Annotated in this window: 19 protein-coding genes; 12 read left to right on the top strand and 7 right to left on the bottom strand. The window is 65.9% G+C overall.

Annotated features, from left to right (window positions below; all coding sequences use genetic code 11):
• Positions 1–62: 62 nt before the first annotated feature.
• Positions 63–347: a CsbD family protein gene (locus C8J25_RS08025; RefSeq protein ID WP_056057800.1), complete on the bottom strand. Its 285-nt coding sequence runs from the start codon at positions 345–347 to the stop codon at positions 63–65.
• Between the two features lie 239 nt (positions 348–586).
• Positions 587–1,600, bottom strand: coding sequence for a sensor histidine kinase (locus tag C8J25_RS08020; RefSeq protein ID WP_208622552.1), 1,014 nt, complete (start codon positions 1,598–1,600; stop codon positions 587–589).
• Between the two features lie 214 nt (positions 1,601–1,814).
• Between C8J25_RS08020 and C8J25_RS08015 the strand changes: the two genes are divergently transcribed.
• Both C8J25_RS08015 and C8J25_RS08010 read left to right on the top strand, forming a co-directional pair.
• Positions 1,815–3,095, top strand: a complete 1,281-nt coding sequence (locus tag C8J25_RS08015) for an NAD(P)/FAD-dependent oxidoreductase (RefSeq protein ID WP_244186886.1) — start codon at positions 1,815–1,817, stop codon at positions 3,093–3,095.
• Positions 3,096–3,173: 78 nt separating this feature from the next.
• On the top strand, positions 3,174–4,232 hold the full coding sequence (locus tag C8J25_RS08010; protein WP_107954019.1) for a CaiB/BaiF CoA transferase family protein: 1,059 nt from the start codon (positions 3,174–3,176) through the stop codon (positions 4,230–4,232).
• A gap of 10 nt (positions 4,233–4,242) precedes the next feature.
• Here C8J25_RS08010 and C8J25_RS08005 read toward each other — a convergent pair whose 3' ends face one another.
• Positions 4,243–5,106, bottom strand: coding sequence for an HpcH/HpaI aldolase/citrate lyase family protein (locus C8J25_RS08005; RefSeq protein ID WP_244186900.1), 864 nt, complete (start codon positions 5,104–5,106; stop codon positions 4,243–4,245).
• 231 nt (positions 5,107–5,337) lie between these two features.
• Between C8J25_RS08005 and cysD the strand changes: the two genes are divergently transcribed.
• From cysD to C8J25_RS07990, 3 genes are all read left to right on the top strand, one after another.
• Entirely contained in the window at positions 5,338–6,243 is a 906-nt protein-coding gene (gene cysD / locus C8J25_RS08000) for a sulfate adenylyltransferase subunit CysD (RefSeq protein WP_107953903.1), read from the top strand.
• A 122-nt stretch (positions 6,244–6,365) separates the two neighbouring features.
• Positions 6,366–8,300: a sulfate adenylyltransferase subunit CysN gene (gene cysN / locus C8J25_RS07995; RefSeq protein ID WP_107953901.1), complete on the top strand. Its 1,935-nt coding sequence runs from the start codon at positions 6,366–6,368 to the stop codon at positions 8,298–8,300.
• On the top strand, positions 8,297–9,046 hold the full coding sequence (locus C8J25_RS07990; RefSeq protein ID WP_107953899.1) for a 3'(2'),5'-bisphosphate nucleotidase CysQ: 750 nt from the start codon (positions 8,297–8,299) through the stop codon (positions 9,044–9,046). The genes cysN and C8J25_RS07990 overlap by 4 nt, the downstream gene beginning before the upstream one ends.
• A 13-nt stretch (positions 9,047–9,059) precedes the next feature.
• Here the strand turns inward: C8J25_RS07990 and C8J25_RS07985 are convergent, their stop codons facing one another.
• Both C8J25_RS07985 and C8J25_RS07980 read right to left on the bottom strand, forming a co-directional pair.
• Complete coding sequence (locus C8J25_RS07985) at positions 9,060–9,317, bottom strand: hypothetical protein (RefSeq protein ID WP_107953897.1); 258 nt, start codon at positions 9,315–9,317, stop codon at positions 9,060–9,062.
• A 40-nt stretch (positions 9,318–9,357) separates the two neighbouring features.
• Positions 9,358–10,239 (bottom strand): aldo/keto reductase family oxidoreductase, encoded by an 882-nt coding sequence (locus tag C8J25_RS07980; protein WP_107954018.1) that lies wholly within the window; start codon positions 10,237–10,239, stop codon positions 9,358–9,360.
• Between the two features lie 95 nt (positions 10,240–10,334).
• On the opposite strand from C8J25_RS07980, the gene C8J25_RS07975 reads away from it, so the two are divergent.
• From C8J25_RS07975 to C8J25_RS07960, 4 genes are all read left to right on the top strand, one after another.
• Complete coding sequence (locus C8J25_RS07975; RefSeq protein ID WP_107953894.1) at positions 10,335–11,243, top strand: LysR family transcriptional regulator; 909 nt, start codon at positions 10,335–10,337, stop codon at positions 11,241–11,243.
• Positions 11,244–11,301: 58 nt separating this feature from the next.
• The gene (locus C8J25_RS07970; protein WP_208622551.1) at positions 11,302–12,024 is read left to right on the top strand and encodes a response regulator; all 723 of its coding nucleotides are present in this window, start codon (positions 11,302–11,304) and stop codon (positions 12,022–12,024) included.
• Entirely contained in the window at positions 12,024–13,403 is a 1,380-nt protein-coding gene (locus C8J25_RS07965; protein ID WP_244186885.1) for a sensor histidine kinase, read from the top strand. The genes C8J25_RS07970 and C8J25_RS07965 overlap by 1 nt, the downstream gene beginning before the upstream one ends.
• A gap of 78 nt (positions 13,404–13,481) precedes the next feature.
• The gene (locus tag C8J25_RS07960) at positions 13,482–14,198 is read left to right on the top strand and encodes an EF-hand domain-containing protein (RefSeq protein ID WP_107953891.1); all 717 of its coding nucleotides are present in this window, start codon (positions 13,482–13,484) and stop codon (positions 14,196–14,198) included.
• 20 nt (positions 14,199–14,218) lie between these two features.
• Here C8J25_RS07960 and C8J25_RS21300 read toward each other — a convergent pair whose 3' ends face one another.
• A complete protein-coding gene (locus C8J25_RS21300; RefSeq protein ID WP_279628743.1) occupies positions 14,219–14,347 on the bottom strand; it encodes a hypothetical protein in 129 nt (42 codons plus the stop codon).
• A 248-nt stretch (positions 14,348–14,595) separates the two neighbouring features.
• On the opposite strand from C8J25_RS21300, the gene C8J25_RS07955 reads away from it, so the two are divergent.
• The gene (locus C8J25_RS07955; RefSeq protein ID WP_107953889.1) at positions 14,596–15,891 is read left to right on the top strand and encodes a glycoside hydrolase family 130 protein; all 1,296 of its coding nucleotides are present in this window, start codon (positions 14,596–14,598) and stop codon (positions 15,889–15,891) included.
• 159 nt (positions 15,892–16,050) lie between these two features.
• Here the strand turns inward: C8J25_RS07955 and C8J25_RS07950 are convergent, their stop codons facing one another.
• Positions 16,051–16,638, bottom strand: coding sequence for an isochorismatase family protein (locus tag C8J25_RS07950; protein WP_107953887.1), 588 nt, complete (start codon positions 16,636–16,638; stop codon positions 16,051–16,053).
• A gap of 82 nt (positions 16,639–16,720) precedes the next feature.
• On the opposite strand from C8J25_RS07950, the gene pncB reads away from it, so the two are divergent.
• Positions 16,721–18,025, top strand: coding sequence for a nicotinate phosphoribosyltransferase (pncB, locus tag C8J25_RS07945; protein WP_107954016.1), 1,305 nt, complete (start codon positions 16,721–16,723; stop codon positions 18,023–18,025).
• A gap of 155 nt (positions 18,026–18,180) precedes the next feature.
• On the top strand, positions 18,181–21,108 hold the full coding sequence (locus tag C8J25_RS07940) for a TonB-dependent receptor plug domain-containing protein (RefSeq protein WP_107953885.1): 2,928 nt from the start codon (positions 18,181–18,183) through the stop codon (positions 21,106–21,108).
• Positions 21,109–21,271 lie beyond the last annotated feature (163 nt).

The raw sequence follows: 21,271 nt of genomic DNA, 5'->3' as shown, positions 1-21,271 counted from the left end.
TAATTCAAACAGCGGTATAGCGGCGGGAGCGATCATGCGCCCCCGCCGCGACACGCCGAGGCTTACTTGCCGCGGAGCGTGTTGATCAGGGCGATACCCAGTACACCGGCAACCGCTGCGGCGGTGAACGGACGCTCCTTCGAGAACTGGCGGACATAGTCGACCAGCGGACGGATATTCTCTTCGACGACGTCCTTGGCCTGGCCGACCGTCTTCTGGACGGTACCGGTCAGCTGATCCGCTGCGCCTTCGCTCTGCAACGACTTGTCGCCGATCGCGCCGCCAAGGGTTTCCTTGACCTTGCCGCTGACGTCGGTTGCTGCGCCGCTGAGGGTGTCGGTGTTCATGAATGATCTCCTTCGATACGTGGATGATGGGGCTTCAAACGATGAAGCGGACGGGAATATCCCGCACTGCTCCGCGCTTGTGAAAACGATAGGGTCGCACGGGCAAAGGGGTTCGGCGTCCGTTCGACCCGAAACTCATATTGCCCAGAGACATAACCCATCGGACCGCGGATGTTTCCGCAGTATTCCTGCACCCGAATCAGGTGCCAACCTACTAACCCGGCCGAGCGCGAGCCCGATCAGGACGAAAGCCGATCCCGCTGCATCGTCAGCGTGATGATCACCCCGCCCGTCGACCATTCATAGGCGATCGAGCCCCCAAGCTGCCCGGCAACGGTACGGCGGACGAGCTTGCTGCCGAAGCCTTCTCCGGCATTCGGGCTTTCGACTTCCGGGCCGCCGCGTTCGAGCCAGGTCAGGATCACTTCGTCGTCGGTCGCCGTGCTGGACAGGTCGAGCGTTCCGGTCGGTGCGGACAACGCGCCGTATTTCATCGAGTTGGTCGCAAGTTCGTGGATGATCAGCCCCAGTCCGGTCGCGGCATTCTCGCCGACGCCCATGCGCTCGACCGCGACGCGGATGCGGCCCTTGAAGGCGCCCATGTCGTCATAAGGTGCAAGCAACACCGAGAGCAGGTCGCCCAGCAACGCCGCGTCGCCCTGCCCGCCCGGCAACGGACGGACGAGATCGTGCGCCCGCCCCAGCGCGCTCAACCGCTCGGTCAGTTCGCGTGCCATGTCCTGCGTATTGGGTGCGGTGCGCGAAGTTATCGCGGTCAGGCCGCTCGCGATCGCCAGCAGGTTCTTGACGCGGTGGCTCATCTCGCCGGCGAGCAGTTCGTTGCCCTCCTCCGCCTGCTTGCGGCCGGTGACGTCGAGGAAGATGCCGAACATCGTCCGTCCGACGATCCCGACATCCTCGCCCTGCCCGCGCGCCGAAATCCAGCGGACCTCCTCGCCGATCATGATCCGGAAGTCGGTCTCGTAGCTGCCAAGCACCGCGCGGGTGGCGGCGAAGGCGGAGCGGACGCGGTCGCGGTCTGACGGATGGATATGCGCCGACAATTCCTCGAACGTGACTTCGGCGCGCCACGGGAGGCCCCAAAGCTCGAAGCCGCGCTCGTCCATCGTGAAGGCGTCGGTGTCGACGTTCCATGCCCACAGGGCAACGCCCGCCGCGCTGACTGCGAGCCGCAGATGGTCCGGGTCCCACGCGTGCGCCTTGGGTATTTCAGCAGTTCCGTCCGCAATCACTTCGGCAATCCCCCGTCCGAACGCAGAGCCCGGCCACGAAACCTAATACACACCGCGCGCGCTTTACGTTAACTTCGCGCAAGTGGCGGTGTTCGCCGCACTCACGGGTCTGCGGCCGCAGTTGAGGTCCTCCGACATCGCCCCTAGGAATGCGCACCACGAGGGCGGATCGGCGTGCTACTCGACCGGGCACTAGATGGACGAGGGTAGCGAAATGGACAGCATGACAGGCGATGCGCGACGGGACGCGACGGTGTTCGCCGATGTCGTCATCGTCGGCGGCGGGCACGGCGGAGCGGCGTGTGCGATCGCGTTGCGCAAGACCGGCTTCGAGGGATCGATCCTGATCGTCGGCAAGGAGGCGGAGCTTCCCTATGAACGACCGCCCTTGTCGAAAGAATATCTGTCGGGCGAGAAGGTCTTCGGCCGTATCCTGATCCGACAGGCGGCGTTCTGGACCGAGCAGCGCATCGATCTGCGGCTGGGATCGCGCATCGTATCGGTCGATCCGGTCGGCCACAGCGCAACGACCGAGGACGGTACGACGATCGGCTACGGGCGGCTGGTCTGGGCGACAGGCGGGACGCCGAGACGGCTGGCCTGCGCTGGCCATCATCTCACCGGCGTCCACACCGTGCGCGACCGCGCCGACGCCGACCGGATGATCGCCGAACTGCCGGATGTCGGGACCGCGGTCGTGATCGGCGGCGGGTATATCGGGCTCGAAGCCGCCGCGGTGCTGCGCAAGTTCGGTAAGTCGGTCATCCTGCTCGAGGCCTTGGACCGGGTGCTTGCGCGTGTCGCGGGCGAAGACCTGTCGCGGTTCTTCGAGGCGGAGCACCGCGAGCACGGCGTCGACGTGCGGCTGGGGCAGTCGGTCGACTGCATTCTGGGCGATGACCGCGTCACCGGGGTCCGGCTGGGGGACGGCACCGTCATCGCCGCCGACATGGTGATCGTCGGCATCGGCATCCTTCCCGAAGTCGCACCCCTGATCGACGCTGGTGCGGCGGGCGGCAACGGCGTCGCCGTCTATGGTGCATGCCGGACGAGCGTGCCGGACGTGTATGCGATCGGCGACTGCGCGTTGCACGCCAACCGGTTTGCCGGTGGGGCGGCAGTGCGCGTCGAATCGGTGCAGAACGCGAACGACCAGGCGACCGTCGTGGCGAAGGACATCGTCGGCCAGCCAGCGGTGTATGACGCGGTGCCGTGGTTCTGGTCGAACCAGTATGACCTGAAGCTGCAGACCGTCGGACTGTCGATCGGCTATGACGACACGGTCCTGCGCGGCGATCCGGCGACGCGTAAATTCTCGGTCGTGTACCTGCGCGACGGCCGCGTCATCGCGCTCGACTGCGTGGGAGCGGTCAAGGATTACGTCCAGGGCCGCAAGCTGGTGGAAACCGGTGCGATCATCGACCGGGCCATCCTCGCCGACCCCGCCATCATGCTGAAGGACATGGTGCCGCTGGACTCGCCGACGCTTTCTTGACTCCGGTTCGGCATCGGTCGCACTTTGCGGTCGAACAGCGCGGATATCGGATCGCATGGCAATGACGAGTATCGGCGCATGACGGCGCTGGCGGGCCTGCGGGTCGTCGAGTTCGCCAGCATCGGGCCGGGCCCGCATGCGGCGATGCTGTTGTCGGATCTCGGTGCGGAGGTACTGCGGATTGAGCGGCTCGGCGGCGGTTTTCGCAATCCCGTGCTGGACCGTGGTCGTGCGCGGCTTGCGCTGGATATCCGAACGCCGGAGGGACGAGACCGGGCGCTTGCGATCACGGACCGCGCCGATGTCGTGATCGAAGGGCTTCGACCGGGGGTAATGGAGCGGCTCGGCCTCGGCCCGGACGTGATGCTCAAGCGCAACCCGCGGCTTGTCTACGGGCGAATGACCGGGTGGGGACAGACCGGACCGCTCGCACAGGTGGCGGGCCACGACCTCAATTACATCGCACTCAGCGGCGCCCTGGCAGCGATCGGCCCGCCGGGAACACCGCCGCCGCCGCCGCTCAACCTGATCGGCGATTTCGGGGGCGGGTCGCTGTATCTCGTCACCGGTATCCTTGCGGCGCTGCTCGAACGCGCACGATCGGGACTGGGCCAAGTCGTCGATGCAGCGATCGTCGACGGGGTTTCGTCGATGATGGCGCTGTTCGCGGGAATGGTCCCGGCCGGGGTGATGTCGATGGACCGCGACCGTGACCTGCTCGGCGGCGCGGCGCCGTTCTACCGCTGTTACACCTGCGCCGATGGGCGGTACGTCTCGGTCGGCGCGATCGAGCCGAAATTCTATGCCGAGCTGCTCGATCGGCTGGGGCTACCCGACGACCTCGCGGCGGAGCAGATGGTCGTCGAGCGCTGGCCCGAAACCGCGCGACGATTTGCCGCCGTATTCGTGACCAGATCACGGGACGAGTGGTGCGCCGCGCTCGAAGGCACCGACACGTGCTTTGCGCCCGTGCTCGAACTCGACGAGGTGCCGACGCACCGCCACATGGCGGATCGCGGCGTCGTCGTCGACGGCATCTGGCAGGCAGCCCCTGCCCCGCGCCTGTCCCGCACGCCGGGCCGAATCGCCCCCAGTTCCGATGGCACGGCGCTGCTGGCGGAATGGGGCGTCGGCTAGGACGCCCCGATCACGCGCGGCCGACTTGCCGCAACAGATGCTCCGCGCGCGACAGATACGGTCGGTCGAGCATGCCGCCCTTGTAGCCGATCGTACCGACGCCGGGATTGGCCGCGAACAGATCGACGATCGCCTGCGCCTCGGCGATCTCCGCCTCGGTCGGCGTGAAGGCGGCGTTGATCACGTCGACCTGCGCCGGGTGGATCGCAAGCATCCCGCGGTAACCGTCACGCCGGACCTGCTCGGCGCGCGTCTTCAGCGTGTCGAGGTCGCGGAAGTCCCCCTGGATCGTCTCGATCGCGGTGACCCCCGCCGCCGCAGCACCCAGCAGGCACATCGACCGCGCCAGTTCATAGGTGAAGCGATAGCTGCCATCCGGATTGCAGTTCGCGCTCGCGCCGATCGAATCCGCCAGGTCCTCCGCGCCCCAGGTCAGTGCGACCACCCGAGGCGCGCCCTTATAGTCGCCGGTGTGGAACATCGCTTCCGCCGTCTCGGTGATCAGTACGATCACCGGGGTCGACCCGATCGCGATGCCGTTCGCCGCCTCGAACGCGGACAGGTAATGATCGAGCCGCTCGACATCCTGCCGACCCGTAACTTTCGGCAGCATGATACCACCCGGCCGCGCGGGCATGATCGCGGCGAGATCGGTCAGCGTATATGGTCCGTCGAGCGGATTGACCCGGACCCACATCCGCGCGCGGTGTGCGACATTTGCGGTCAGCACGTCGTGGGCGGTCTGGCGCGCGAGTGGCTTGTTCTCGGTCGTCACCGCGTCTTCGAGGTCGAACAGGACGATGTCGGCGCTGCCTTCGACCGCCTTGATCATCTTGCGTTCGCTGTCCCCCGGCGCGAACAGCCAGGAACGCATTTTCAACGATGCAACGGACATGGCGGCATGGTCCCAGACGGATCGAAACAGGTGCGTTGCGTACGGCGTCGATCGCGGGCGGGCAACTGCGGCGCAGGGTTCGCCGCGAAATCGTGCATGGTGCGCGGCGCCGTCATTGCGGCATGAGATAGCGAAGCGTTCCCCGACCGAAGAATGCATTGATTGCCGACACCGCCCTGCGCCGGGCAAACGGCGCCGCGGAGACACATTATGGCGAAGACACTCACCCATCTGGAACGGCTCGAGGCGGAGGCGATCCACATCCTGCGCGAAGTCGTCGCCGAGGCCGACAAGCCGGTGATGCTGTATTCGGTCGGCAAGGATTCGGCCGTGATGCTGCACCTCGCGCGCAAGGCCTTCTACCCCTCGCCCCCGCCCTTCCCGCTGCTGCACGTCGATACGACCTGGAAATTCCAGGAAATGTACAAGTTGCGCGACCGGATGGCGGCCGAGAGCGGGATGGAGTTGCTCGTCTACCAGAACCCCGAAGCCGCCGAGCGTGGGATCAATCCGTTCGATCACGGTGCACTTCACACCGACATGTGGAAGACGGAGGGCTTGAAGCAGGCGCTCAACCTTCACGGGTTCGACGCGGCATTCGGTGGCGCGCGGCGTGACGAGGAAAAATCGCGCGCGAAGGAACGCATCATCTCGTTCCGCACCGCGACGCATGGCTGGGATCCGAAGAACCAGCGCCCCGAATTGTGGAACCTCTATAACGCGCGGAAATCGAAGGGCGAGAGCATCCGCGTGTTCCCGATCTCGAACTGGACCGAACTCGACGTCTGGCAATATATCCAGCTCAACGACGTGCCGATCGTGCCGCTCTACTATGCTGGCGTACGCCCCACGGTCGAGCGCGACGGCATGCTGCTAATGGTCGACGACGATCGCTTCCGCCTCGAACCCGGCGAGGTCCCGATCGACCGCTCGATCCGTTTCCGTACGCTCGGCTGCTATCCGCTGACCGGCGCGGTCGAGAGCACGGCGTCGACGCTGTCCGAGATCATCCAGGAAACGCTGTTGACCACCACCAGCGAGCGCCAGGGTCGCGCGATCGACAAGGATGCCGGCGGCGCTGGCATGGAGAAGAAGAAGCAAGAGGGGTATTTCTGATGCGGCCTCGTTCGCTTTTTGTCGTCATCCCCGCGCAGGCGGGGATCCAGAAACTCCGGACCCACGTAACCGAAACGTTGCGCTTATGGATTCCCGCCTTCGCGGGAATGACGAGGTAAGAGATGGCCACCACAGTGCAAACCTCCGCCTACCAGACCGACGCGTTGATCGCCGAGGATATCGACGCGTATCTCGACCAGCATCGCAACAAGACGATGCTGCGCTTCATTACCTGCGGTTCGGTCGATGATGGCAAGTCGACGCTGATCGGCCGGCTGCTGTATGATTCGAAGATGATCTTCGAGGATCAGCTTGCGGCGCTCGAAGCAGACAGCAAGCGGGTTGGCACGCAAGGTGGCGAGATCGACTTCGCGCTGCTGGTCGACGGGCTCGCCGCCGAGCGCGAACAGGGCATCACGATCGACGTCGCCTATCGCTTCTTCTCGACCGAAAAACGCAAGTTCATCGTCGCGGATACGCCGGGTCATGAGCAATATACCCGCAACATGGTGACCGGCGCCTCGACCGCCGATCTCGCCGTGATCCTGGTCGATGCGCGCAAGGGCGTGCTGACGCAGACCAAGCGCCACAGCTATCTCGCGCACCTGATCGGCATCCGCAACCTCGTGCTCGCGGTCAACAAGATGGACCTGATCGGCTACGATCAGGCGCGCTATGAAGAGATCGTCGCGGAGTATTCGGCGTTCGCAAAAAGCATCGGCATCACCGCGTTCACGCCGATGCCGATCTCGGGCTTCAAGGGCGACAACATCTCGATCGCGTCCAACACCATGGCCTGGTATTCCGGCCCGACGCTGATGGAGCATCTCGAAGCCGTGGATGTCGATGTCGACGACGACCAGGCCAAGCCGTTCCGGATGAGCGTGCAATGGGTCAACCGCCCCAACCTCGATTTCCGCGGCTTCTCCGGCCAGATCGCCGCCGGTACGGTCAAGCCGGGCGACGCGATCCGCGTGCTGCCCGGCGGCAAGACGTCGACGATCAGCCGGATCACGACGCTCGACGGCGATCTCGACGAGGCGGTCGCGGGGCAGTCGGTCACGCTGTCGTTCGCCGACGAGATCGACTGCTCGCGCGGCAACGTCATCGCCGCGTCGGATGCGCCACCCGAGACTGCCGACCAGTTCGAGACGACGATCGTCTGGATGGACGACGAGCCGCTGATCGTCGGCCGCTCCTATTGGCTGAAGCTTGGCACCCAGATGGTGTCGGCGACGGTGCGAGAGCCGAAATATCAGGTCAACGTCAACACCATGGAGCGGCTCGCGACCAAGACGCTCGAGCTGAACGCGATCGGCGTCGCGGAGATTACGACGGACCGCGCGATCGTGTTCGAGGCCTACGCGCAGGACGGCGCGGCACCGAACAAGGTGCTCGGCGGGTTCATCCTGATCGACAAGATCACCAATGCGACCGTCGCGGCGGGGATGATTCATTTTAGCTTGCGCCGCTCGCAGAACGTCCATTGGCAGGCGACGGACATCGGCCGCGAGGCGCATGCCGGGCTGAAGAACCAGAAACAGGCGGTGCTGTGGTTCACCGGGCTGTCGGGCGCGGGCAAGTCGACGATCGCCAACGAGGTCGAGAAGCAGCTCAACCTGATGAACCGGCATACCTTCCTGCTCGACGGCGACAACATCCGCCACGGGCTGAACAAGGATCTGGGCTTCACCGAGGCCGACCGGATCGAGAATATCCGCCGCGTCGGCGAGGTCGCCAAGCTGATGGCGGACGCCGGGCTGATCGTGCTCACCGCGTTCATCTCGCCGTTCCGCGCCGAGCGCGACATGGTGCGCGCGATGCTGCCAGCGGGCGAATTCATCGAGATCTTCGTCGACACGCCGCTCGATGTGGCGGAAGGTCGCGACGTGAAGGGCCTCTACAAGAAAGCACGGGCGGGCGATTTGAAGAACTTTACCGGGATCGACAGCCCTTACGAGGCGCCGCTCAACGCAGAGATTCGCGTCAACACGGTCGAGATGACGCCGGCCGAAGCCGCCGCGTTCATCGTCCGCCAGATCATGCCGCTCAAGTGACCGTCATTGAAAGCGACGTCCGTCTTGCCGAACGCCTTGCCACCGAGGCGGGCGAGATCTTGCTCGCGCTGCAGAAAAGCAGCGGGCTGACCGGCAAGGATCTCGGCAAGGCGGGCGACGAGCAGGCCAATACCTTCCTCATGCGGATGCTGCGCGCCGCGCGGCCCGACGACGCGATCCTGTCCGAGGAAGAGAAGGACACGGGCGATCGCTGTTCGGTGCGCCGCGCCTGGATCGTCGATCCGCTCGACGGCACGCGCGAATATGGCGAAGGGCGGACCGACTGGGCGGTGCACGTCGCGCTTGCCATCGACGGCGTCGCCGTCGTGGGCGCCGTGGCGCTGCCGGGACTCGGGATCACGCTGACATCGGGTTCACCGAAGCCGCTGGAACCCGCGGGCGATCCGCTCCGCATGCTGGTCAGTCGCAGCCGTCCGGCACGCGAGGCGGTGGCGGTCGCCGAGACGTTGGGGGCGACGCTCGTGCCGATGGGCTCGGCGGGCGCGAAGGCGATGGCGGTGGTGCGCGGCCAGGCCGACATCTACCTCCACACCGGCGGGCAATATGAGTGGGACAATTGCGCACCGATCGCGGTCGCGCAGGCGGCCGGGCTCCACGTCAGCCGCGTCGACGGATCGCCGCTCGTGTATAATTGCGCCGATCCGTATCTGCCCGACCTGCTGATCTGTCGGATGGAACTGGCGGCGCGCGTGCTCGACCTGGTGAAAGCACTACCGCCCGCCTGAACGGCGGACGGTATCAGCCGTCGGAGGCCACCAGCTCGACGAACTCGAAGTCGTAGCGCTGCCAGCCGCGTTGCGCCGCGGCCTCGGCAAGTGCGTTGCGCTTCTTCTTCGCTTCGACCAGCGACTTGGTGTGGCCCCAGAAGATCTCGGTCTTGCCGTTGGCCAGCACCGCGACGATCCGCCAGTAATGCGTGAACGGCGTCGACGTCGGGCCGATCGTCTTCACGTAACCGTCGGGCAGCGTCGCGGTGAGGTAGCGTTTCTTGGCCATGACGCTGCCGTTAGCCGTCCGCGCGATCGGACGGAAATGCTTAGTCGAGCGCAGCGTCCGTGCCGATCCGATCGAGTGTCGCGATCGCGTCGGCTGGCAGCACGATGTCCCCCGCCGCAAGGTTCTCGCGCAGATGACCGACCGACGACGTGCCGGGGATGAGCAGGATGTTAGGCGAACGCTGCAACAGCCAAGCGAGCGCGACCTGCATCGGCGTCGCGTCCAGGTCCCGCGCGACGTCCGACAACGCGGTCGATTGCAACGGCGAGAACCCACCGAGCGGGAAGAACGGCACATACGCGATCCCCGCCTCCGCCAGATCGTCGATCAGCGCATCGTCGTCGCGGTGCGCGAGGTTATACTGGTTCTGCACGCAGGCGATCGTCGCCATCGCGCGCCCTTCCGCGACCTGCGTCGGCGTGACGTTGCTGAGACCGATATGGCGAACCAAACCCTGGCGCTGGAGATCGACGAGCGTCGCGAGCGGCTCGGCGATCGAGCCCTCGGCGGGTCCATGCGCATCGAACATCGCACGCAAATTGACGATGTCGAGCGTTTCCAGCCCGAGATTGCGCAGATTATCGTGGACCGCGCTGGTCAGGTCCGCGGCCGAGAAAGCGGGATCCCATGAGCCTTCAGGTCCCCGCCGCGCGCCGATCTTCGTGACGATCACGAGGTCGTCCGGATACGGGTGCAGCGCCTCGCGGATCAGGCGATTGGTGACGTGAGGGCCGTAGAAGTCGCTCGTGTCGATGTGGTTCACGCCTGCCTCGATTGCCACGCGAAGCACCGCAATCGCCGCGTCGGGATCCTTTGGCGGCCCGAACACGCCGGGGCCGGCGAGTCGCATGGCGCCGTAGCCGAGACGGTTGACGGTGCGGCCTGCGAGCGGGGCGGTGGTGGTGATGCCGTGCGTGGTCATGATCCGGTCCTTTCGAAGTGTGACCTTCATATGGGCGGCGTTGGCTGTTACGATAACGCGGCAGTATCGGCACGGGCTGTACGGGAGCACGCACAATGGCAGTGGATGCAGGCGATCTCTCCGCGTTCGTAACGGTCGCGCGGGCGGGCGGATTTCGCGACGGCGCACGGATCAGCGGTGGCAGTGCGTCGGGGCTGAGCGAAGCGGTTCGCCGACTGGAGGCGCGGCTCGGCGTACGGTTGCTCAACCGGACGACGCGGAGCGTGGCGCCGACCGAAGCCGGTGCGCGCCTGCTCGACCGGCTCGGCCCCGCGCTCGCGGAAGTCGAGGCGGCGCTCGACGTCGTCAACGGCTATCGCGACTTGCCGGCAGGACCGTTGCGGCTGAACGTGCCGGTCAGCGCCGCGCGCCTGGTCCTGCCCGCGATCGTGCCGGCGTTCCTTGCCGCCTATCCCGATATCCGGCTGGAGGTGATCGCGGAGGACAGCTTCGTCGACATGCTCGCGGCGGGGTGCGACGCCGGCATCCGCTACGACGAACGACTGGAACTTGACATGATCGCGGTGCCGATCGGTCCGCGCGAGCAACGGTTCGCGACGGCGGCGTCCCCCGACTATCTCGCCCGCCGGGGCACGCCCGTGCATCCCCGCGACCTGCTCGACCACGCCTGTATCCGCGGCCAGTTCTCCAGCGGCTCGATGATGCCCTGGGAGTTCGAGCGCGATGGCGAGATCGTCAAGGTCGAGCCCGGCGGACCGCTGATCGTCCGCGTCGGCGCGGCCACCGATCTCGCGGTCGATGCGGCGCTGGCGGGGACCGGCATCATCCACCTGTTCGAGGATTGGCTGCGACCGCATCTCGACAGCGGTGCGCTGGTGCCCGTGCTTGAGCCGTGGTGGCAGCGCTTCTCGGGTCCGTTCCTTTATTATTCGGGACGGCGGTATCTCCCGGCGCCACTGCGCGCGTTCATCGATTTCGTTGCGACCAGGCGCTCCGAAAAATGACCCATGTCCGACCATCCTCTGAAATATGCCGAACACACTCGTGCGGCAGGACCGGCGAATGATCCCACGTCCCGTGCCCGACCTTGCGAAACCCGTGCTGCTGGTGGTCGATGACGATCACATGATCCGCACGCTCCTGGCGGAGAGCCTCGGCACGCACGGCTATCAGGTCGAGACCGCGACCAACGCGCAGGAGATGGACGGCGTGCTCGCGCGGTGTGCGGTGTCGCTGATCCTGCTCGACGTGATGATGCCCGGCGAGGACGGGCTGTCGGTGTGCCGTCGCTTGGCGCGGACGGGGGCACCGCCGGTGGTAATGTTGAGTGCGCTCGGCGACGAGCCCGACCGAATCCTGGGGCTGGAGATCGGTGCGAGCCATTATCTGTCCAAGCCGTGCAGCCCGCGCGAAATCCTGGCGACCGTTCGTGCCGCGTTGCGGGCACGCGAGATGCAGGATGCGGGCGACAGCCGCGCGTTCGGGTTCCTCGGCTGGCGAGTCGATTTCGCGGCGCACGAGCTGTTTGATCCCGACGGCACGCTGATCGACCTGACCGACGGCGAGTTCGCGGTACTGCGCGCGTTCGTCGAGCGACCACGGCGCGTGCTGGCGCGCGATGCGTTGCTGGAAGCGGCACGAGGGCCGGATACCGATGCGTTCGACCGCGCGATCGACGTGCAGGTCAGCCGCTTGCGCCGCAAGCTGCGCTCGCACGACGACGAGATCATCCGGACGATCCGCAACGAAGGCTATTTCTTCGTTCCCCGCGTGGTGCGTCTGTGATGCGCGACCAGAAGGCCACAGCCGCCAAGATCGACCAGCCGATGCGGCGTAACCCTCAGCGATCCTGGCCGATGTTCCTGCGCATCTTCGTGCTGGGGCTGACGACCGTGTTCCTGGTCCAGATCCTGAACTTCGCGATCGTGTTGCTGATGCCGCCACCGCGGCCGCAGATCTTTACCGCCAACCGGGTCGCTGCCGTCGCGCGGACTGGGCGAGACCCGACCGGTCAGCTCAAGGTCGAGATTGCAACCGGCCCACCCCACCCGACCGACAATCCCCGCGACGCTCGGCTCGCCGAATCGATCGCCGCCGATCTAGGACTGCCGCGGACCAAGGTGACCGTCGAGACCGAGCGATCGGCGATGCCGCTGTTCGCGGGCGCACTGCGCCCACCGCTGCCGCTCGGCATGGGACGGTCGGCGCACCTGCCGCAATCGTTCGACAATGCGCTGTTCGGCCCGTTCGTCGTGTCGATCGAGACGCCGAGCGGCCGGTGGCGCGTGATCCGGCCGACGCACACCACGATCGGCCCCTGGCGTATGCGGATCGTGCTGTGGTTCCTTGTCGCGATGGTCGTCGCGGCGGCGGTGGCCTGGGTGATGGCGCGGCGCGTGGTAAAGCCGATCGCGCTGTTCGCCGCCGCCGCCGAGCGTCTCGGTCGCGATCCGCGCGCCGAACCGCTGCCGATCGTCGGCCCGCCCGAGATCGCCGAAGCGGCCACCGCGTTCAACCTGATGCAGGAGCGCCTGAACCGCTATGTCGAGGATCGGACCACGCTGATCGCCGCGGTTGCGCATGATCTGCGGACGCCGTTGATGCGGCTGTCGTTGCGGCTCGAAAAGGCGCCCGACGATATCCGGGCGGCAAGTGAGGGCGACATTCAGGAGATGAGCGAGCGGATCGGTTCGGCGATGGCGTTCGTCCGCGACATGACCCGGCATGTCCGCCGCCAGCGGCTCGATCTACGGTCGCTCGCTGAAAGCGTCGCGGATGATTTTGCCGATCGCGGCGATGCGGTCGCGTTGCTTCCGGGCGACCCGCTCGCGCTAGAGGGCGATGCCCCGTCGTTGAAGGCGCTAATCGCGAACCTGGTCGGCAACGCCGTCAAATATGCCGGCCATGCCGAGGTGGAGGTGCGCTGCGAGGGTGGCGTGGCGATCGTCGAGGTGTGCGACTCGGGACCGGGCATGGCGCCAGCTGATCTCGCCCGCGCGTTCGAGCCATTCTTCCGCGCCGAGCAATCGCGCAATCGCGACACGGGCGGCAGCGGACTTGGCCTTGCCAGCGTCCGCGCGGTGGCGCGCGCGCATGGTGGCGATGCGACGATCGAGAACCGACCTGGCGTCGGGTTGCTCGCGCGCGTGACGTTGCCGATCTGAACTGCTGAAGCGAGCAGCCGAAACATCGCGGCAACGATCGCCGTGTCAGACGGACATCACGGCATTTCGGGAGATTGCATGCGTATCCTTTACCTCGGCATCGCCGCCGCGCTGGCCGGATGCTCGGCTCAGACGCCGCACCCTCAGGGCGGACACGGTCCGGCGCGAGGCCGCGGCCAGTTGTTCATCAGCCCGATGGGCGAACCGTTCCGCGCTTCGCTGAAGCCGGGCGCGGCGCAGGATCTGTGGTTCGCGAGCGCGGATACCAATGGCGACGGGCGGATCACGATGGCCGAATTCCAGCATGATGCCGCGCGCTTCTTCGCCGTGCTCGATCGCGGCAAGGACGGCGAGATCGATCCCGACGACATCGCCTATTACGAGAACGTGCTGGTTCCGGAGATCCGCGTGGCGTCCGGCGGCCGTGGGCCAACGTCCGAAGGTGGCGAGCGAGGCCGTGGCGGACGCCGACGAGGTGGCGGCGGGTCCGGCGGTCAGGGCATGCAAATCGGCAATGGCGACAAGAAGAGCACCGCCGCCGTCCACGAACGCATCGGCGCCGCGCGCTACAGCTTCTTCGACCTGCCGGAGCCGGTGATCGCAGCCGACGCGAACCTCAATCGCGGTATCGACGCGAGCGAGTTTGCCAAGGCTGCGGCAACGCGCTTCGCCGCGCTCGACCGTAACCATGACGGCGCGCTGACCCACGGCGAACTCCCACGCGCGGGCGGCGAGACGTGGCGGAACGGCTCGGACGAACCGACCGCCCCGCCTCCGGAACGTCGCGACCCCTGACGCTTAGGGCGGCGGTCGAATCAGCCGAGCAGGCCCGACACGATCCAGCGGCGGCTGACCGCGGACTTGACGATCGCCGCGCCGCAGCACCGGCAGGCGGAACGCTGGATCGGCTCACCCTTCACGTCGCGGTGCCGGGATCGCGGCATGTGGCGGCCGATTGCACAATTGCCGGGTCGTGATGGTTGAGCCTGCATACCGCTTCCTTCGTGCACCAGTCGTCGAATGATCGAGCTGGCGGTGTGACAGGCGAAGTTTTCCGCGGTGTTTCGGCAGCCGCGCGTGACACTGAATTCATGTAGCCATGGCGGTGGTTTCGGCGTTCAGTGCGAAGTACCCCCCGCGGTGTCCTGGCGTCCGTTCCGGCGCGACGGCGGCGCGTCACTTGGAGCCGACCATGGCCGAAGCCGAACTCGTCGCTTTTTCCAATATCCAGTTGCGGCCCGACCCTTCGCGGACCGTGATCCGGCCGTTCAACATCGAATATCCCGGCGCGTTCAACGTCGATGGCCACCCCCGTGCCGCCCGCGTGATCGATCGCGTGCAGTCGCTGTCGCCCGACGAACTCCGCGCCGAGCGTCGTCGCGTCATGGAGTCGCTCGACGAACGCCACCGCGATGTCGACGAGCTTCTCCTGCACCGGTTCAGCGAGATCATGGCGGTGCTGAAGGACCAGCGCGAGATCGACACCGACCAGAAACTGCTGATCGGCGCCTATCTCAGCGGCGAATATTCGTTCGAGGCAGCCGCGCTGTTCAACCCGAGCATGGTGCTCGATCCCGACCAGTCGAAGGCACCCGAAGGCGGCCTGCGCTTCATCCTGTCGCTGCGCGGGATCGGCGAAGGCCATGTCTCGTCGGTGACGTTTCGCACCGGAAGCTGGTCGCCCGGCGACGGTTTCTCGGTCGACCCGTCGAGCCAGACCGCGGTGCCGCCGCGCGTCACGCCGACCGATCAGGGTGCGACCGATGGCGGTCCCACCCGACTGGAATGCGGTGGCAGTCGTGAATTGTCGGAGACGGTAATCTTCCCGATCCTGCCGAGCCAGCATCAGGGGATCGAGGACCTGCGGCTCGTCCGGTTCGAGGACGCCGGCAAGGTGCAGTATCTCGGCACCTATACCGCGTTCAGCGGCGCAGAAGCGCGCTGCGAACTGCTCCGCGGCGAGGACTTCAAGACGTTCGAGATGCAGCCGATGCGCGGCGCAGTTTCGGCGACCAAGGGCATGGCGCTATTCCCACGCAAGATCGACGGGCGCTATGCGATGCTCGGACGGCAGGACAACGAGAACATCTGGTACCTGACCTCGGACGACCTGCTGACCTGGGACGGCGGCACCAAGATCGTCGAGCCGAAATGGCCGTGGGAGTTCATCCAGATGGGCAATTGCGGATCGCCGATCGAGATCGACGAGGGTTGGCTGGTGCTGACCCACGGCGTCGGCAGCGTCCGCAACTACTGCATCGTCGCCTGCCTGCTCGACAAGGCCGACCCGACCAAATTGCTCGCGCGGATGACCGATCCGTTGATCGTCCCAAGCCCGACCGAACGCGACGGTTATGTGCCGAACGTCGTCTATAGCTGCGGCGGAATCGTCCACGATCGCACGCTGTTGCTGCCGTTCGGCGTGGCGGACAATTTCGCCTCGTTCGCGACGGTGGATGTCGGGCGGTTGCTTGCGGCGATGGCGTGAAGGCCTCGCTAATCCTCCCCCGCTAGGGGGAGGTGGCTGACACTTGTCAGACGGAGGGGGAGGACACGAAGCAGCAGTTCGCCCTTACCTCCCCCTCCGTCACCTCCGGTGCCACCTCCCCCTGGCGGGGGAGGATCGTGCGTCCAAAGATACGTCAGGTCAGACGAAGAGTGCCTTACCCGCGAAATCTTCCGCCGCAACCGCATCGATCTGCCGCTCGATCCCGCGCGTGAGTCCCGCCGGAACAGTCACCGCGAAACCCCGCGCGAGCAGTCCATCGACCGCCCAACGGACGCAGTAATCCGCCGCGACACCGATTACCGTAACCTCCGTAACGCCACCTGCCGCCAACGCCGCGAAGAAAGCCTCGCGCTCAATAGTCGGCCGTTCGGCATTCCGCGCATCCTCGATCACCAGACCCGGCTCGGCCCACATGTCGAACACCCCCTTCTCGATCCGCCACGCAGGGATCGCCGGGTCGACCAGCGCGACGTCGAGCATGTTGCCCCACCCTCGCGTCCCCCGCACGCAGTGGATCGGAAACATCTGCGCCTCGGGCGACGCGGCGTAGGTCTCGACGAAATGCGTGTCGAACGTGAACAGGACGCCGACAACCTCGTCAGGCGTGAGAGCCGACAGCCACGCCTGCATCGGCGCGACCAGTGCGTCGGCCCCTACCACGCTCAGCGCGCCCTCGCCCGCCATAAAATCCCACTGCGTATCCACCACGACCACGAACCGCGCCATCGCCCATCTCCTTTGCCCGCTGCTTGACACAAACGCGTCTTCTCGGACACCCGGCCCCTACGCAACGCAGGAGCCCATGCGCATGGCCGTGACCGATATCGCCACCCGGACGTACAATCACAATTTCCGGCTCGATCCGATCGTCCGCAGCCTGCTCGATACCGATTTCTACAAGCTGTTGATGTTGCAGATGATCCGGCAGGCGTATCCCGACGTCAGCGCCACCTTTGCGCTCATCAACCGCACCAAGACGGTGCGGCTCGCGGAGATCGTCGACGAGGCCGAACTGCGCGCGCAGCTCGATCATGCGCGGACGCTGCGGTTCGCGAAGAAGGAGCTGATCTGGCTCGCGGGCAACAGCTTCTACGGCAAGCAGAAGATGTTCGGGCCCGAGTTCCTCGCCTGGCTCGCCGAGTTCCAGCTGCCGGCGTACGACCTGCGCAAGGTCGACGGACAGTACGAACTGCATTTCGAAGGGCCCTGGAGCCACACGACGATGTGGGAAATTCCCGCACTGACGATCATCAACGAACTGAAGTCGCGCGCGGCCCTGCGTGATCGCGGCCGGTTCGCGCTCGACATCGTCTACGCGCGCGCCAAGGCCAAGCTGTGGGAGAAGGTCGAGCGGCTGCGCGAACTGCCCGACCTCGTGCTGTCGGACTTCGGCACGCGGCGCCGGCACGGATTCCTGTGGCAGCGCTGGTGCGTCGAGGCGCTGAAGGAAGGGCTCGGCGACCGCTTTATCGGTACGTCGAACGTGCTGCTGGCGATGGACGCCGACCTCGAGGCTATCGGGACCAACGCGCACGAGCTGCCGATGGTGACCGCCGCGCTGGCGAACAGCGACGCCGAGCTTGCGGAAGCGCCGTACCGCGTGCTCGAGCATTGGCGGCAACATTATAACGGCAATCTGCTGATCGCCCTCCCCGATGCGTTCGGGACGACCGCGTTCCTGCGCAATGCGCCGCACTGGCTGGCGGAATGGACCGGCTTCCGTCCCGACAGCGCGCCGCCGATCGCGGGCGGCGAGCAGATCATCCGCTGGTGGGAGGAGCAGGGCGTCGATCCCAAGACCAAGCTGCTGATCTTCTCCGACGGGATGGACATCGACACGATCGAGCAGACGTATCGCCATTTCCACGGCCGCGTGCGGATGAGCTTTGGCTGGGGGACCAACCTGACCAACGACTTCCGCGGCTGCGATCCCGACGGCGCGGCGGCGCTGGAGCCGATCTCGCTGGTCTGCAAGGTGATCGCTGCCAATGGCCGCCCGGCGGTAAAACTGTCCGACAATCCGGCGAAGGCGACGGGCGAACCGACGGAGATCGCACGGTATCTGCGCGTATTCGGTGAAGCGGATCGCGCCGCGGCGCCCGTCCTGGTCTGAGTACAGGCGTGTCCTGCGCGCAACACGCAGGACACATTTAGCAACAAAATTGTCGCATCGCGCAATCCCCCCTTGCTTCATTACGCTTCTGAGCCATCATTCGCACACATAAGATAAGTGAGCGGATGTTTGCCGGGGCGCGGACAAGGGGAAAAATGTTGAAGCGTGGGTTCAAGACGTTCACGGGCGCGAGCAAATATGCCGGCGCCAGCGGGTTGGCATTGGTGGCGATGCTCACGGCGATGCCGGCATTCGCACAAGCGGTGACGACGCCGGCCGCGGAGGGCGTGCAGGCTGCCGACCCATCCGTAGACCAGGCTGGCGGAGATGAGATCGTCGTGACCGGATCGCGCATTCGCCGCAGTCCGCTCGACCAGCCCTCCCCCGTCGTCACGGTCGATGCGCAGTCGATCCAGCGCACCGGGCTTTCGTCGGTCGCCGACGTCCTCCAGCGGCTGCCAAGCGCGGCCGGCGGGCTCAATTCGAAGGTCAACAATTCGGGTAACATCGGCAATCCGCCCGACGGTGGCGGCGTTGGCGCAGGGTCAGCCGAGATCGATCTGCGTTATCTCACCGCCAAGCGGACGCTGGTGCTGGTCGACGGCCTGCGCTTCGTCAACGGCGCCTCGGCAAGCGGCATTCCCTCGACGGTCGATCTCAACACGATCCAGGTCGGCTCGATCGAGCGGATCGAAATCCTCCAGTCGGGCCAGTCGCCGCTCTATGGCTCCGACGCGCTGGCCGGCGTCGTCAACATCATCACCAAGTCGCAGCAAAAGGGCCTCAAGGCGTCTGCGCAGTTCGGCACGTTCCGGCAGGGCGACGGCCATACGCAGGACTATAACGTCAGCTACGGCATCCAGGCGCCGCGCACGAGCGTGGTGTTCGGCGGCAGCTACGTGAAGCAGGAGGCGGTCAGCACGCGCGATCGTAGGATCTCGCAGTTCCCCAACCCCGGCCAGACAAGTTGCTCGGACGTCATTGGTGGCTGTTCGGGCGCTACCCCCAACGGATTCTTCCAGGTCGGTGGCCGGAACCTGACGTTGAAGTCGGCGCCTATCCTCGGGCGGCCACGCTACGACGCCGCCAATCCGACCGGCCCGAACAGCGATTTCAAGGAGTTCACCTCCGCCGACCGCTTCAACTTCTCGCCGTTCAACTATTTCCTGACCCCGTCGGAGCGCTACGGCTTCTTCGTCAGCGCCAAGCAGGAACTCACCGACACCGTGAACCTGCGCGTGAAGATGAACTACACGCGACGCAACTCGCAGAATCAGGCGGCGTTCCTGCCGCTCGTGATCGGGCCGGACGCTGGCAACGGCAATTTGCTCGACACGATCTCGGTCGATGCGACCAACCCCTTCAATCCGTTCGGCTACACGCTGTCGGCGGGCGGCGCAGGCAATGGTCCGGCGAACTATTCGACGGTGCGTCGTCGCCTCGTCGAGGCTGGCCAGCGGACCTATTCGCAGACCGTCGACACGATGTCTGCGACCGCGACGCTGGACGGCTCGTTCAACGTCGGCAGCCACAAATTCTACTGGGACGTGAATGCGGTCCTCGGCTTCAACGACGCCAAGCAGCTGTTCACGGGCAACATCAACGCGGCCAATCTCGCTCAGGCACTAGGCCCGGTCGCGAACTGCACCGGGGCATGCGTACCGTTCAACATCTTCGGTGGCGCAGGCTCGGTCACGCCGGCGATGCTCGGCTTCATCGCATTCGACGAGCGTGCGCGCAGTTCGCAGAGCCTGGAGGACTATACCGCCAACATCTCGGGCGACCTGTTCGACCTTCCCGCCGGCGCCGTGGGTCTCGCCGCGGGCTATGAGCACCGCGTCCAATATGGCAGCTTCACGCCCGATCCGCTGATCACCGCAGGGCTCGGCGCCGATATCCCGGCGCAACCGGCACGCGGGCACTTCAACTCGGACGAAGTCTATGCCGAGTTGCGGGTACCGCTGATCCACAACACGCCACTCATCCAGTCGCTCGAGATCGGCGGCGCGGTGCGGCATTCGAACTATTCGATCAGCGGCAGCAACACGACCTATACCGGCAGCGGCCTGTGGAAGCCGTTCAGCGACCTGCTGTTGCGCGCCTCCTATGCGCAGGGCTTCCGCGCACCGAGCATCGGCGAATTGTTCGGCGCGGCATCGCGGTCGGATGCCGCGATCGACGACCCCTGCACCAATGTCGCGGGATCGCCGTTCCAGTCGTCCGCGACCGTCCGCGCCAACTGCATCGCCAACGGCGTGCCCGCGAACGGCAGCTATCAGGAGCCGAATGGCGGACAGCTGAGCGTGCTGACCGGCGGCAATGAGGCGTTGAAGCCCGAGACGTCGCGGACATGGCTGTTCGGCGCGGTGTATGCGCCAAGCTGGGCACGGACCAGCGGGATCGCCAGCCAGCTGAGCATCGAGGGCAATTACTACGACATCAAGGTCGACGACGCGATCGCGGCGACCGACGCGACGCTGACGCTCAGCCGCTGTTCGCAGGCGGCGGACGCCCTCAGTTGCGCGGCGATCTCCCGCACGCCCAACGGGATCATCTCGCGGATCAACGCGCAGTTGCAGAACATCGGCGGCATCCGCACCCGCGGCGTCGACGTCACCGCGGTTTATCGCTCGCCGCAGACCTCGGCGGGCACGTTCGGGCTGTCGCTCAACGGCAATATCCTGCTGAAATACGCCGAAAGCTTCCCGGCGACGGTCGGCTTCACCACCACCAATTACCAGGGTACGACGCGTGGCTCGCCCGAGCAGTCCTATCCGAAGTTCAAGGGCAATGCGGTCGTCGACTGGGACATCGGCATGGCGCGCGCCTCGTTCACCGGCCGCTACATCAAGAGCGTGAAGGAAGCGGACGGCAAGACACTCGACAACACCTTCTACGGCGACGTGCAGGTTACGCTGTCGCCGGGCTGGCTGGAGAACCGGCTGGGGCTGACGATCGGCGTGAACAACGTCTTCAACCAGGACCCGCCGGCCTGCTACAGCTGCACCGGACCGAACTACGACCCGAGCACCTATGACGTGCCGGGGCAGTTCGGGTATGTCCGGCTGTCGTGGGGGCTTTGATCTTATGAAATGCCGGTCCGCTCATTGTGAGTGGGCAGGCTAATCGATCCTCCCCCGCCAGGGAGAGGTGGCGCGAAGCGACGGAGGGGGAGGATACGGAACAGCGGTTTCCCTTTCCTCCCCCTCCGTCAGGCAAGCGCCTGCCACCTCCCCCTGGCGGGGG

This window comes from Sphingomonas faeni, from assembly GCF_003053745.1.
Classification (GTDB): domain Bacteria; phylum Pseudomonadota; class Alphaproteobacteria; order Sphingomonadales; family Sphingomonadaceae; genus Sphingomonas; species Sphingomonas faeni.
This window is presented reverse-complemented; position numbering and strand designations above follow the sequence as displayed.